At 69.2% G+C, this 13,443-nt stretch carries 15 protein-coding genes; 7 read left to right on the top strand and 8 right to left on the bottom strand.

Annotated elements, in window-relative coordinates:
- Positions 1-49: 49 nt before the first annotated feature.
- On the bottom strand, positions 50-1,033 hold the full coding sequence (locus tag ACWCO3_RS00965; protein WP_450007803.1) for a ketopantoate reductase family protein: 984 nt from the start codon (positions 1,031-1,033) through the stop codon (positions 50-52).
- Positions 1,034-1,167: 134 nt separating this feature from the next.
- A complete protein-coding gene (locus tag ACWCO3_RS00960; RefSeq protein WP_145786297.1) occupies positions 1,168-1,911 on the bottom strand; it encodes a M50 family metallopeptidase in 744 nt (247 codons plus the stop codon).
- A 101-nt stretch (positions 1,912-2,012) separates the two neighbouring features.
- Between ACWCO3_RS00960 and ACWCO3_RS00955 the strand changes: the two genes are divergently transcribed.
- A complete protein-coding gene (locus tag ACWCO3_RS00955) occupies positions 2,013-2,564 on the top strand; it encodes a Uma2 family endonuclease (RefSeq protein WP_358161888.1) in 552 nt (183 codons plus the stop codon).
- A gap of 126 nt (positions 2,565-2,690) precedes the next feature.
- Positions 2,691-3,443 carry a GH25 family lysozyme gene (locus tag ACWCO3_RS00950; RefSeq protein ID WP_145786295.1) on the top strand — a complete coding sequence of 251 codons (753 nt, stop codon included), beginning with the start codon at positions 2,691-2,693 and terminating at the stop codon, positions 3,441-3,443.
- 84 nt (positions 3,444-3,527) lie between these two features.
- On the opposite strand, the gene ACWCO3_RS00945 is transcribed toward ACWCO3_RS00950, so the two are convergent.
- A complete protein-coding gene (locus ACWCO3_RS00945; protein ID WP_145786294.1) occupies positions 3,528-3,755 on the bottom strand; it encodes a hypothetical protein in 228 nt (75 codons plus the stop codon).
- A 65-nt stretch (positions 3,756-3,820) separates the two neighbouring features.
- Entirely contained in the window at positions 3,821-5,824 is a 2,004-nt protein-coding gene (locus ACWCO3_RS00940) for a serine/threonine-protein kinase (protein WP_450007799.1), read from the bottom strand.
- A gap of 90 nt (positions 5,825-5,914) precedes the next feature.
- On the opposite strand from ACWCO3_RS00940, the gene ACWCO3_RS00935 reads away from it, so the two are divergent.
- Both ACWCO3_RS00935 and ACWCO3_RS00930 read left to right on the top strand, forming a co-directional pair.
- Entirely contained in the window at positions 5,915-6,109 is a 195-nt protein-coding gene (locus ACWCO3_RS00935) for an acyl-CoA carboxylase subunit epsilon (RefSeq protein ID WP_357930802.1), read from the top strand.
- A gap of 89 nt (positions 6,110-6,198) precedes the next feature.
- A complete protein-coding gene (locus ACWCO3_RS00930; protein WP_145786291.1) occupies positions 6,199-6,657 on the top strand; it encodes a hypothetical protein in 459 nt (152 codons plus the stop codon).
- Positions 6,658-6,731: 74 nt separating this feature from the next.
- On the opposite strand, the gene ACWCO3_RS00925 is transcribed toward ACWCO3_RS00930, so the two are convergent.
- On the bottom strand, positions 6,732-7,196 hold the full coding sequence (locus ACWCO3_RS00925; protein WP_450007796.1) for a hypothetical protein: 465 nt from the start codon (positions 7,194-7,196) through the stop codon (positions 6,732-6,734).
- Positions 7,197-8,053: 857 nt separating this feature from the next.
- Between ACWCO3_RS00925 and ACWCO3_RS00920 the strand changes: the two genes are divergently transcribed.
- The 3 genes from ACWCO3_RS00920 to ACWCO3_RS00910 all read left to right on the top strand — a co-directional run bounded on the left by ACWCO3_RS00920 (position 8,054) and on the right by ACWCO3_RS00910 (position 10,767).
- On the top strand, positions 8,054-9,184 hold the full coding sequence (locus tag ACWCO3_RS00920; protein WP_450007820.1) for a S8 family serine peptidase: 1,131 nt from the start codon (positions 8,054-8,056) through the stop codon (positions 9,182-9,184).
- Between the two features lie 264 nt (positions 9,185-9,448).
- The gene (locus ACWCO3_RS00915) at positions 9,449-10,117 is read left to right on the top strand and encodes a Maf family protein (protein ID WP_145786289.1); all 669 of its coding nucleotides are present in this window, start codon (positions 9,449-9,451) and stop codon (positions 10,115-10,117) included.
- The gene (locus ACWCO3_RS00910; protein WP_269681158.1) at positions 10,114-10,767 is read left to right on the top strand and encodes an O-methyltransferase; all 654 of its coding nucleotides are present in this window, start codon (positions 10,114-10,116) and stop codon (positions 10,765-10,767) included. Before ACWCO3_RS00915 ends, ACWCO3_RS00910 begins: the two co-directional genes overlap by 4 nt.
- A gap of 187 nt (positions 10,768-10,954) precedes the next feature.
- Here the strand turns inward: ACWCO3_RS00910 and ACWCO3_RS00905 are convergent, their stop codons facing one another.
- The 3 genes from ACWCO3_RS00905 to ACWCO3_RS00895 all read right to left on the bottom strand — a co-directional run bounded on the left by ACWCO3_RS00905 (position 10,955) and on the right by ACWCO3_RS00895 (position 13,419).
- On the bottom strand, positions 10,955-11,710 hold the full coding sequence (locus tag ACWCO3_RS00905) for an ABC transporter permease (RefSeq protein ID WP_088986366.1): 756 nt from the start codon (positions 11,708-11,710) through the stop codon (positions 10,955-10,957).
- Between the two features lie 17 nt (positions 11,711-11,727).
- Positions 11,728-12,687, bottom strand: a complete 960-nt coding sequence (locus tag ACWCO3_RS00900; protein WP_145786287.1) for an ATP-binding cassette domain-containing protein — start codon at positions 12,685-12,687, stop codon at positions 11,728-11,730.
- 120 nt (positions 12,688-12,807) lie between these two features.
- On the bottom strand, positions 12,808-13,419 hold the full coding sequence (locus ACWCO3_RS00895; RefSeq protein ID WP_145786494.1) for a PadR family transcriptional regulator: 612 nt from the start codon (positions 13,417-13,419) through the stop codon (positions 12,808-12,810).
- Between the last annotated feature and the right edge of the window lie 24 nt (positions 13,420-13,443).

Here is a 13,443-nt window from a genome sequence, read left to right as displayed (position 1 = left end):
GTGTCGGTCGCTGGGAACACGCACCGGACAGGGCCGTCGGTTGCCCCGATCAGGCGATCATCTTCTCCATCTCGGCGAGCGGGAACGCGCCGGCCGCGATCCGCTCCCGGACCGCCCGGCGTACCGCCCGCTGGACGGCGACGTTGGCCGGAGTCGGTACGCCGTGCAGCCGGCCGAGCAGCGCGACCTCCCCGTTGAGGTGGTCGACCTCGGTCGTGCCGGTGCCCCGGGCCAGACTCTGCCAGGTGGAGCCACCGGAACGGGCCTCGCCGTCGACCGGGCGCTGCCCGACCAGGTCACCGCGCTCGGCCTTCTCCTCCTCCGGTGTGGTGTGCGCGATCCCGGCGGCGGCGAACGCGGCGACACCTTCGGCGCGTACCCGCTCGGCCAACTCGTCCGGGATGTCCCGGCCGAGCAACGCCTGCAGACCGTTGCCGAGATTGCTGAGCAGCTTGCCGTACTTCCAGCGCATGACGTCCGCGCGAACCGGGGCGACGAAGCCGGCAGCGTCCAGGTCGGCGGCGATCACCCGGTCGGTGTCGTCGGCGCCGCTGGGGTAGCGACCGATGTGGAGCATCCCCGGGTGTGGGTAGCCGTTGGCCACCACCACGCCCGGGTCCAGGTGGGTGGCGGGCAGCCAGACGCAGACCGGGTGCACGTCGGCAAAGAGGCGCAGGGCGGCCCGCTCGTTCGCCACCCCGTTCTGGGCGGTCACCAACGGCAGCCGCTCACCGGCCGTACCACCGCCCGCCACCGGCGCGTCCACCCAGGCGGCCAGCGCGCCGGCGGTGTCCTGCGACTTGACGGTGAGGATCAGCACCGTGTCCGCCGGCAAGGGCTCGTCGCCGGGCCCGTCCGTCGCGGCGAGCCGGGCGGTGACCTCGCCGTCGGGCTGCCGCAGGGTCAGACCCCGCTCCCGGATCACGTCGAGGTGCGCCCCACGGGCCACCAGGGTCACGTCCCGGCCTGCCTCGGCCAACCGCACGCCGATCGTTCCCCCGACCGCACCCGCCCCGATGATCACGTATCGCATGCCCTCATTCTGCCGCCCCAGCCCTCAGCCCGGTCGATCATGGAGTTGTGGTGCCCGAGCCGGGAGTTTTCGCGGCTTTTGCTACCCACCACAACTCCATGATCGACCGTGCGGGGAGGACGGGGAGGAGGGGGTCAGACCGTCAGGCCGGCATCGGTGAGGAGCGGGCCGGCCAGCAGGAGCGCGCCGGCAACCAGGGCGGCCAGGTTGATCAGGGCGAAGACCGTCACCCAGAAGATCGCCGGGAACGGGGTCAGCCCGGCGAGCTGATCGGCGTCGGAGGCGGGCATCCGGCCGCGCGAGCGCAGCCGTTGCAGCTCCACCACCGGCCGCACCCCGCCGAGCAGCAGGAACCACACCCCGGTGTACGCGAACGCGGCCTGGACCTGCGGCGATGCGTACCACGAGACGGCGAACACCAGCGCACCGGTGACCAGCAGCGACACCACGCCGAAGGCGTTGCGGATCATGACGAGCATGGCCAGCAGCAGCGCCACCGCCACCCAGAGCAAAAGGGTGATTCGGTTGCCGCCGAGCAGCCAGGCGCCGGCCAGCCCGACCAACGGCGGGGCGACGTACCCGGCGAGCAGGGTGAGGATCATTCCCGGCCCGGTGGGACGACCGGCGGAGAGCGTCAGCCCGGACGTGTCCGAGTGCAGCCGGATGCCGCGCAGCTTCCGACCGGTGAGCAGGGCGACCAGAGCGTGCCCACCCTCGTGCGCGATGGTGATGGCGTTACGGGCGATCCGCCACGGCAACCGGGTGGAGACCACCACCAGCGCGACGGCAGCGGTGATCAGCACCAGCAGCGCGGGCGGGTCCGGCTGCGCGCCGAACAGCGTGTCCCACAGGTCGCTCAGCCCGTCCATCGACATCATGGGGCGCGAGCCTACCGGCGGCATTCCGTGTCGCTCCCGAGGCACCGGCTCGTATCCTGTGAAACTGATCGGGTGGCGAGTGAAGCGGGAGGTGAGCGCCGATGAGTGCGGAACCCCTGGGACACCACGTTGGGCTCTGGACCGAGGCCGACTACTTCGCCCTGGGTGAAACCCCGGACCGCATCGAGCTGCTCGACGGGAGCCTGATCGCGAGCCCTGCCCCGAGCAAGCGGCACCAGCTGGTGTCGTGGGAACTCGTCTACAGCCTGCGCCGAGCGGTGCGACCACAACCTCTCCTCGTTTTCGAGGCGGTCAACGTCCGGCTCGGGGTGGACCGGATCGTCATCCCCGATGTGGTGGTCGCGGACACCGACGACGAGGGCACGGCTGTGGAGGCCGCCGAGGTGGTGCTGGTCTGCGAGATCGTCTCGCCGGGCAACGCCGCCGCCGACCGTCTGGTCAAGATGCAGCTCTACGCGATCGCGCGAATCCCCTGGTACCTGCTTGTCGAGCAGGACGGGGACGGCCACTCGTTGCGGCTGTACCGGCTCGACGGTGAGCACTACGTCGAGGATCAGATCGCCAAGGCCGGCGAGACGTTGACAATCGTCGAGCCGTTCCGCTGGCAGCTCGACCCGGCCACGCTGCACTGAATCCTTCCGACTCAGAACACCGGGCCTTCGCGTCACGTCGATGAAGCTTTCTTCAGTCACACTTGCGATCTAGGGCACTTACCTCCAAAGATGGTTGTCGATAGAGCGATCCTCTTGGAGGCACTCATGGCCCGTACTTCGTCATCGCTGCGCCGCGCGCTCGCGGCCGGCCTCACCGTCCTCGCCACCGCGGCGGCGGCCCTGGTCGCGACCGCCGGACCGGCGGCCGCGGCCACCACACCCGGCGTCGACGTCTCCCGCTACCAGGGCACCATCAACTGGACCAGCGTGCGCAACGCCGGCGTCCAGTTCGCCTTCATCAAGGCGACCGAGGGCACCAGCTACAAGGACCCGAACTTCAACGCGAACTACGTCAACGCGTACAACGCCGGGGTGATCCGCGGGGCGTACCACTTCGCGCGGCCGAACATCTCCGCCGGCTCCACCCAGGCCAACTACCTGGCTTCCAATGGTGGCGCCTGGTCGGCGGACAGCCGCACCCTGCCGGCGGCGCTGGACATCGAGGCCAACCCCTACAGCGGCGGTTACTGCTACGGGCTCAGCACGACAGGCATGCGCAACTGGGTGCAGGACTTCCTGAACACCTACCGCTCCCGCACCGGCCGGTACGCGGTCATCTACACCACCACGAGCTGGTGGAACCAGTGCACCGGCAGCTGGACCGGCCCGTGGGCGAACCACCCGCTCTGGCTGGCCCGCTGGTCGAGCACGCCGGGCGCCCTGCCGGCCGGGGCGTCGGTGTGGAGCTTCTGGCAGTACACCAGCACCGGCGCTGTCTCCGGGATCAGCGGCAACGTGGACCGCAACTACTGGAACGGCGACCGGAGTCGCCTGATCGCCCTGGCGAACAACACCTGACCGTGCCGTTGGCGGCAGCGGGATCGACGGTCACCATCACGGTCGACAATCGGTCCGGCTGCCGCCAACACAGTCGGTTCAGGTTCACGCTCGACGCCGGCTCAGGGCCGGCACCACAGCTTCCTCGCGGGCCAGAGCACCCCTGCGCGACAGCCGCCAGGCGGCCACCCCCGAGCCGGCAACGATCACGACACTGAGCAGTGCGATGAGCACCGGAACCCCCACGGCGACCAGCAGCAGGATCGCGTCGCCGAGCGCGACGAGCATCCACAGTGCCATCCGAGGCCGGGTGTCCCTCCGTCGGTAACCCATGTCGTGCCTCCCTCCGTCGTCGAAGGTCAATTACCCAGGACGACGGAAGGTCATGCGAATGAGTTTCAGTCCTGACGGTCGGGCACGAAGCCCTTGGCGATCCGGTCGAAGTTCGGCAGGTTGGCCTGCCAGTCCTTCTCGGCGATCTCCCACCGCAGGGCGTACCCCCGGTTGCTGGCCGTCACGAAGCCCCGGTTACGGACGTGGATGCGCTGCCCGTCGCGGGTTTCCAGCCACTCCCAGTCGCCGCAGGTCTTCCAAAAGTCGCAGCCCACGATGCCAAGGTTTTGGTAGTTTTTGACGAGCCTCTTGCGGTTTGGCTCCTGCTCCCGCCAGTCCGCGACCGCATCCTTTTTCGGGGTGGGGGTCCACTGCACGAGCAGGATGCCCGGCCCGTTGGACTGGTTGAAGATGACCGTGTTGCCGTTGACCTGGCTGCGCACCCAACCGTCGGGGATCGGCAGGGCGAAGCCGGCCGGGTCCCGGTGCAGCTTCCAGCCCGCCGGCAGCGCGTTCGGGTCGACCGAGGGGGTGGCCGAGGCCGACGGGCTGGGCGCACCGGTGGTGGGCGGCGGTGGCGCGGCAGCGGAGGTCGGCGCAGCACCCGAGGTCGCGGCAGCCCCGGTCGGGTTGGCCTGCGGCGTCTTGTCGTCGTCCTTGGTGAGCATCGGCACGATCACCACGAGGCCGATCAGCAGCAGGGCGACCAGGGCCCCGACCAGCAGGTTGCGTCGGGTGTTGTTCGGCTTCGTGCCATCCGAGAGCGGCACCGCCGCGCGACCGGAAGGACCCACCGGAGGCATCAGCGCCGTCGGCGTCGACGGCTTGCGCTGCACCGGCGCCACCGGCGGACCGTCGACGACAGTCGGCTCGTCGTCGTCGTTGGTCGTACCGTCGCCGCTCGTGTCGGGCGCGGCCGTGACCTTCGCGGTCGGCTCGGCATCGGACGGTCGGTCGATCGTGGCGGTCGGCTCGGCCGGGGCCGTTGCCGCCGACTCGGCCGGCACGACCGCGGTCGGGTCGGCGACCGCACCGGAAACGACGGCCGTCGGCGTGGCATCGGCGGCGGGGGCCGCGGCGGCACCGGAGGTGGCTGCAGAGGTGGTCGCGGCGGCGGACGGCGGCGGCGACACCGGCCGGTCGACACTCTCGGCCGGTCGCGGGGCCGGCACCACCGGCAGGCGCGGCTCACGCGGACCGTTCGGCCCAGGCCGGCGTACGCCGTCAAGCAGTGAGATTCCGCGCGACCGCTTGCCCCCGGCGCGGCGCAGCAGGCGCTCCGCCACCTCGGCGGTGATCCGCTCGTTCGGGTCCTTGCGCAGCAGCCCGTTGAGCACGGCCTTGAGCGGGCCGGCGTTCTTCGGCGGCGGGATCGGCTCGGTGGCCAACGCGGCCAGGGTGCCGATCGCCGACGGCCGAGCGTACGGCGACTTGCCCTCGACCGCCGCGTAGAGCGTCGCGCCCAGCGACCACAGGTCGGCTTCCGGCCCGGCGGTGCCGTCGCGGGCGCGCTCCGGGGAGATGTACGCGGGTGAACCGAGCACCATGCCGGTGCGGGTCACGTTCGGGTCGCCCGGAATCGTGGCGAGGCCGAAATCGGTCAACACCACCCGGCCGTCCTCGCCGAGCAACACGTTGCCCGGCTTGACGTCGCGGTGCATCACGCCGGCCTTGTGCGCGGCGCTGAGCGCGCCCAGCACACCGAGCCCGATCTCCACCGTGCGGGCCACCGACACCGGGCCGTCCTCGGCGAGCGTGTCCTGCAACGACTTCGACGCCACGTACTCCATGACGATCCACGGATCGCCGTCGGTGCGCAGCACGTCGAAGATGCGGACAACATTGGCGTGGTTGAGCCGGGCGATGGCCCGGGCCTCCCGCAACGAGCGTTCCCGCATCTCGCGGCGTTCCTCGTCGGTGAGACCGGGCGGCGGCACCAACTCCTTGATGGCGACGTCCCGGTGCAGCACCTCGTCGCGCGCCTTCCACACCCGGCCCATGCCACCCTGGCCGAGCGGCGACAGGAGCCGGTATCGGTCAGCGACAAGTTGGGGAAGCGCGTTCGACATCGCTGAGACGGTACCCGGACCCGCCGACGCTCACACCGCCGGCACGCCACTGTCCGCTTCCCGCAACTTCGCGCCGCGTACCCTGGCGGCATGTCTGCCGAAGAGCCGCTGATCCGGGTCGTCCGCGGTGTCCCCACCGCCGAGGAGTTGGCCGCTCTCGTCGGGGCGATCGTCGTCCGCTCCCGCCCGGCCGTTACCCCCGCCCCGAAGACCGCGTCCGCCTGGGCGCGCAGCGGACGTCCCCCCGGCCCTGGCGGGTGGCGCGCCGCCGGCCTGCCCCGCTGACCCGACCTACCCCGGCGGGGGCTGCCAGGGGCACGCGGAGCCGTTACCCTCACTCAGGGAAGCGGTGCCGTCACACGTAGGGAGGATCCGTGATCCCTGAGGAGGGCCGGCCAGCGCCCTGGTTGCGCGGATACGGCGGCATCGAGGCCGACATCAGCCAGCTCCGCGACTTCGCCGACCGGCTCGCCGCGGAAGTCGAGAGCAACTACGCGCCCCACCTGCCGTACATCGCCGAGGACATGTCCGCGAAACTGCCCAACCCGTGCGACGCCTTCGTCGAGCTGGTCACGTTCCTGCACGCGCACCACGAGACGCAGCAGGCCACCGCCGACATGGTGTACGCCGTCCGGGGCGCCACCGGCCACCTCGCCGCCGCCGCCGATCGAGTCGCCACCCACTACGCCGACAGCGACGCCTTCACCGCCGCCCGGGTGGTCGACGTCCGACGTGCCCTCGCTGACCCGAGCGCCCTGCTACCCGGCGGGCCGACGCCGATGCTGGCCGACCCGACCAGGCCCGACACCGAAGGGCCGGTGGTCCTACCGTGATCGAACGAGGCACCGGCCGCACCTCCGGCCTCACCGACTGGCAGCTGATGGACGTCAACAGCATGTGGGCCTGCCTACATGACCACGACACCGCCAACCACTGGAAACAGGTCGCCGGCTGGCGCAAGGTCTGCGACCTCGCACAAACCCACCTCGGCCGCCTCCACGAATACCGGCGCGGGCTCGCCGCCGCCTGGCCACCAGAAACCAGCGCCGCCTCCAACACGTACCTCGCCGAACTCGACGAGCTCATCGACAAGGTCCAGCGCACCCACGACGCCGCCGCCGCGAACTACACCGCGCTGTCCGCCGCCACCCAGGCCATCAGCACCACGCGCGCCGCGCTTCGCAAAATCCACGAGGTGTACGCGACCAAGCTCCAACAAAAGCAGGCGTACGACTCGATGGCCGCCGACCCGAAAGCGGTGATGGGCAACCGGGTGACGACGCCGCCGGTCGCGGACGGGGAACTGGAACAGCTGAACGTGCAGGCCAGAAGCATGATGTTCGGCCTCAGCGGTGAACTCCAACAAGCCCAAGCAACACTCCAAAAACCACCAGCAGCGCCGAAGGTCAATCCTGGCATCGACCAAAGCGACTCGGATGTCTACGGCGGGGCACCTATCATTCCTCCGGTCGTGCCAGTTCCCCTTCCATCATCCGTAGCAACTCGACCAAGCTCCCCCACAGGACTGACAGGGACATCAACGAGCCACAACGTCGGACCAGTTCTCGGCGGGGTGAGCGGAATAATTGCACCTAGCCCCGCGAGCCCAGTTCCGCCAATTAGCGTTCCCCCGCCAACAATAAATGCAACGTCCAGTTTCGCCGGCGCGCCATCGTTACCACCTGCCATCCCTGGGCGTGACAATCTCTCGGCGACACCCCGATCGCAGCCCCACACCGCCTACCCTCCAGGCAACCAATCAAGCGCTAAGGGATTACCTCCTGCCCCACCGCGTGCAATGCCGCCCGGGGGACTCATCGGCGGCACACCTGGGATGGGACTCGGCCAACCTGGGCCGAGTGCTAACCAACCTCGCCGCATCAATCCAGTGGGCGGTTTAATCGGCGGCGGCGGCGCCGGAACGGGACCCACTGGCGGTGCAGGCTCTCGCCCTGGGGGAGCCCGGGGCGCAAACACCCTCCACGGAATGCCGCCGTTCGGCCTGGGATCCGGGGGCGGTACCGGCACGAGTCCAGCGGGCAATGCCCCCATCGGATCTGGCGCCCGGGCGAAGCGGGACGAGGAAGCACGTAGCTGGGACCCCGACCATCCATGGGAGACAGGTAAAGGCGTCGCCCCTGTTGTTCGACCGCCAAAAGACGATGGCCCTATCGATCCAGGACCGGCCATTGGTCTTGACCGTTGAGTCGAGGGACCCGCAAAACGGTACTGGCTTGCCTCAATCTCACGGCCGCACTGCTGCCACTACCGGCAGCAGTGCCCAACCCACCGGCTCCGGAGGGTACTAAACAGGTACGTCAGGACCAGTGGCACCTAAGTTACCTCAATACCAGCCAGGCCCAGAGGATAAATAAGGGCAAAGGCGTAATTGTGGCCGTGCCCGACACCGGCGTGGCACCCCACCCTGACTTAAGTGAAAATCTCCTAGGCGGCACCGACATCATCGCCGACGGCAAGGGCAACGGCCAGCACGACCAGAGTAGTCATGGCACCGGGATGGCCGGAATAATTGCCGCCCACGGCCAGCGAGGTAACGTCGGCGCCCTTGGCATAGCCCCTGAGGCAAGCATCCTGCCAATTCGAACTAGTCGAACAGACGAGGATGGCGATAGCGACAACCTCGCGGCCGGGATTGAGTATGCCATTACCCAAAGGGCTGCCATCGTCAGCATATCTTCGGTCGCAGGGCCGAACATTCGGCTACAGCGCGCAATAGAGGCGGCAACACAGGCCAACATATTGATAGTTGCAGGAGTAGGAAACAAACCACGTGAGACGTTCGTCGGATTTCCTGCAGCCTATCCGGGCGTTATCGCTGTCGGCGGAATCGACCGAGACGGCAATCGTGCAGCCATCTCCGTCACCGGACCGGAAATTGACGTGGTCGCACCCGCGGTCGACATCTACAGCACGAGTCTCGACGGCAAGTACCGCAAGGGCACCGGAACCTCTGACGCGACGGCGATTGTGGCGGGGGCGGCGGCTTTGATCCGGTCCAAGTACCCCTACCTGCCCGCGCGCGAGGTCGCGCACCGGCTCACGGCCACCGCCATCGACAAGGGCCCGCCTGGGCGTGACGACGAGTACGGCTATGGCGTGATTGATCTCGTGGCAGCGCTGACGGCAGACGTACCGCCGCTGGGTTTTGAATCGGTGAGCGCTCCAGCCGGCGCTGCCCCTTCGACGGCGGCGGGCGGCCAGCAGGGTGATGGCGACAGCGGCGCTACGGCACGTGGCCTGGCCACCCTGGGTGTGATTCTGGCTGCCGGGGTCGGATGGGCGGTGGTGGCACGGCGTCGTCGCCGTGGTGATGATCCGCCGCCCAGGATCAGCCGCTGACAGGCGCGAGGTAGCCCTGATCGTCTCGGGTTTCGCGAAACCGGGGTGTCTGGCGGCGTCGGATACCGCGTTTTCCGGGCAGGGCGAGCGTCGCCGAGGGATGGGCCGGGCTGATCGACTCCATGTCCCCGATGTGGCGGTATCCGTCGGGGCTGGATGGGCCGTTATCGGCGATGTGGAGTGGATCAAGGGGGAAGTGGATTATGCATGGGCTGGATCGAGCGTGCCGGACGCCGCGACTGGGTTGCCGGTAACGTCGGGTTCGTGTCTGACTCTCTGCCGCTCCGCCTTGTGCTCGCATCGGCGAGCCCTGCCCGTCGTAAGCTCCTGCAGGCCGCCGGCATTGAGCCGGATGTGCTGGTCAGCGGGGTGGACGAATCTCTGGTGATGGCCGACCGGGCCGAGGAGTTGTGCCTGGAGTTGGCCCGGCTCAAGGCCCAGGCGGTGCTGACCCGGTTGAGCCCGGCCGATGATCAGCGGACGCTGGTGGTCGGTTGCGACTCGGTGTTGGCCTTCGACGGGGAGATCCTCGGCAAGCCGGCTGACCCGGCGGACGCGACCCGGCGTTGGCAGCGGATGCGGGGGCGTAGTGGGGTTCTGCACAGTGGGCACTGCCTGATCGACGTCATCGCCGGGCGGCGCGCGGAGGCGGTGGCCTCGACGACTGTCCACTTCGCGGACATCAGTGACGACGAGGTCGCCACGTACGTGGCCAGTGGCGAGCCGCTGGCCGTGGCGGGCGCGTTCACGATCGACGGGCTGGGCGGGCCGTTCGTGGAGCGGATCGAGGGTGACCCTGGCACGGTGGTCGGGTTGTCGATGCCGCTGCTGCGCCGCCTTCTCGCCGAGCTTGACCTGCGGATCACCGACCTCTGGACGAAGGTCGCGCCGGGCGGCCAAACCGTCGAGCCACTCGGTAACGTCCGGTCATGACCACCAAGTCGATCCCGCTCACCGACGAGCTGCACGCCTATCTTGTCGCGCACGGCTCCCCGCCGGACGAGATCATCCGGGACCTGGCCGAGGAGACCCGGTCGGTGTTGCCGGAGCACGCCACGATGCAGGTGGCGCCGGAGCAGGCGGCCTTCCTGACCTTCCTCACCCGCCTTCTCGACGCGCGGCAGGCCGTCGAGGTCGGCACGTTCACCGGGCTCTCGTCGCTGGCGATCGCCCGAGGTCTGCCCGAGGGTGGGCGGTTGACCTGCTTCGACATCTCCGAGGAGTTCACCGGCATCGCCCGGCGCTACTGGGATCGGGCCGGCGTGCAGGACCGGATTGACCTGCGGATCGGCCCGGCCGGGGACCGGCTCCGGGAGCTGCCGCAGGAGCGCTATCTCGATTTCGCGTTCATCGACGCGGACAAGACGGGCTACCCGATCTACTGGGCGGAGTTGGTGCCCCGGATGCGTCCGGGTGGGGTGATCGCGGTCGACAACGTGCTGCGCGGCGGCAGGGTCATCGCGCCGAGGGACGTCAGCGACCGGGCGATCGCCGCGTTCAACGACGAGGTGCTCGCCGACGTGCGGGTGGACCCGGTGATGTTGCCGATCGCGGACGGCCTGACCCTCGCCCGGGTGCGCTGAGCGGCTGATCCACTCGGGTTTCTGGAAGTCGCGGCATCCCACGCGGCAGGACACCCCGACTTCCAGAAAACCGAGTCGATCAAGCCAGGGCCAGCGCCACGGCCACGGCCACGGCCAAGACCAGGGCCAGCGCCATGGCCACGGCCACGGCCAAGACCAGGGCCAGCGCCACGGCCACGGCCAGACGTCAGCGGACGCTGCGGGCGAACTGTCGTGCGGCCCAGACGACGCCCAGCACGGCGAGCACCGCGGTGATGCTCAGGCCCTGCCAGACCTTGTCGCTGCCCAGGTCGCCGGCGAACAGCGCGCGGGTGCCGTCGACCGCCCAGGAGAACGGGTTCCAGTCGGCGATGCCCTGCAACCAGCCGGGGGCGAACGTCAGCGGCAGCAGGATGCCGGACAGCAGCAGTACGGGCTGCGCCACGGTGTTCATCAGCGGGGCCAGCGCGTCCTCGCTCTTGACCTTGAGTGCCACGCCGTAGGAGACGGCCGAGGTCATGAGGGCGATGAGGGCCAGCATCAGGTACGCCAGCAGGAGGTCACCGAGGAACACCCGCAGGTCGAACAGGAGCGCCAGCAGGGTGATGATGACGGCCTGCACGAGGAGCGACACCACGTCGCGCAGTGAGCGGCCGAGCAGCAGGGCGAGCCGGCTGATCGGGGTGACCCGGGAGCGTTCGATGACCCCGGCTCGCAGTTCGGCGATGAGGCCGAACCCCTGGAAGAGGCCACCGAAGATGGCCAGCAGCACCAGCAGACCGGGGACGAAGATCTTGTAGGCGGCTGCCTGGGTGGGTGCGTTCAGGGCTGGCTTGAGCAGCGGGGCGAAGAGCAGCAGGTACATCACCGGCTGGAACACGCCGACGAAGACCCAGACCGGGTTGCGCAGCAGCAGCTGGGTCTGCCGCTGGAAGATCAGCCACGTGTCACGGGCGAATTTCATGAGTGGTCTCCGAGTGGTCAGGACTCGCGCAGCGAGCGGCCGGTCTTGGTGAGGAAGACGTCGTCCAGGCTGGGCCGGTGCAGCTCGATCGAGCGCAGCTCCAGGCCCGCGTGGTCGAGTCGGCGCAGCACCTGCGGGATGGCGGTGGCGCCCTCGTCGACGTAGAGGCGCAGGCCGCCCTCGTCGACGGTCTCCAGCTTGTTGACGAACGGCTCGCCGTCGAGGGCCTTGGCGGCCCGCTCGGTGGCGGTCAGGTCGAGGCCGACCAGCACCACGTCGCCGGAGATCTCCCGCTTGAGCTCGGCGGGGGTGCCCTCGGCCACGACCTCGCCGTTGTCCATGATCGCGATCCGGTCGCAGAGCGCGTCTGCTTCGTCCAGGTAGTGCGTGGTGATGAAGACGGTCATGCCGTCGCTGCGCAGTCGGCGGATCTCGTCCCACATGTGGGCGCGGCTCTGCGGGTCGAGGCCGGTGGTCGGCTCGTCCAGGAAGACGATCTTCGGCTCGTGGATGATGCCGAGCGCGATCTCGACCCGTCGGCGTTGACCGCCGGAGTAGGTCTTGCACTTGCGGTCGGCGTACTCGGTGAGTTGGAAGGCGTCCAGCGCGCGGACGGCGCGGCGCTGCGCGTCGGCCTTGCTGATGCCGTACATGCGGGCGTGCAGCACCAGTTCCTCGCGTGCGGTGGACTCGTCCCAGGTGCTGCCGCCCTGTGGGACGTAGCCGATGCGGCGGCGCACCTCGGCCGGGTCCTTGCGGAGGTCGGCGCCGGCGATGGTGGCTTCGCCGCCGTCCGGCTCGATCAGCGTGGCGAGCATCCGCAGCGTGGTGGTCTTGCCGGCGCCATTCGGGCCGAGGAAGCCGAAGATCTCGCCCTCGGCAACCTCGAGGTTGACGCCCCGCACGGCGTCCACGGTCTTCGTCTCTCGACCCGCGCGGGAGCGGAACGACTTCCGCAGCCCCCTGGTCTCGATCATCTCTGCTCCTGGTCGTTCGGGCCGGTCGAGCCGACCGCCGATTGGGACGACGCCGGACGGCGCACTCCCCCGCTGTGCCTCAGCAGGGTAACGCGATATAACTTTTTTAGTCAACGTTGATTATTCCGCGTTGGGTGCGGGCCGCTCCTCACCGTCCCGCCACCCCGGCCAACCATCCGCGTTCTCCAGCTCAGCAGGCAGGTACGACACACCTGACTCGACACGTTCCGCGATTCGCTCGCACCACCCGACCTCCGCCTCTGCCCGGGCGGACCACAGCTCGACCATCCAACTGACATGCACCGGCTTGGCGTTGCGCACCCAGTCCGACTCGAGCGAGGCACGCATCGAGGCGACGTTGGCGCGGAGCAGGTTGGCGCGGTTCCGCAGGGCCGCCGCCGCCTCCGAACGGGGCATCGCCGGCAGGAAGGAGAACGCCGCCGTAAACGGGTCGGGCGGCTCGCTGAGGTTCCACCAGAGGTTGCGCAGCAACGTCTCGAACTCGTCCTCCCCCTTGGCGGTCACCTCGTAGGTGGTCCGCGCCGGACGAGCGCCGACCTGCTCGGTCGCGACGGCGTTGAGCAGCCCTTCCTCGGTGAGTTTGCGCAGCGCGTGGTAGATCGATCCGGGCTGCACGTTGGCCCACTTGTCGGCGCTCCAGCTCAGCAGCTCACGGCGTACGTCGTAGCCGTGCACGGGCTGCATCCACCGCACCAGACCGAGGATCATCATTCGAGTCGCAGACACCCCACAAGC

Source organism: Micromonospora sp. NPDC002411, assembly GCF_053592955.1.
The sequence above is the reverse complement of the archived record's forward strand: the minus strand, read 5'-3'. Positions and strand labels throughout refer to the sequence as shown.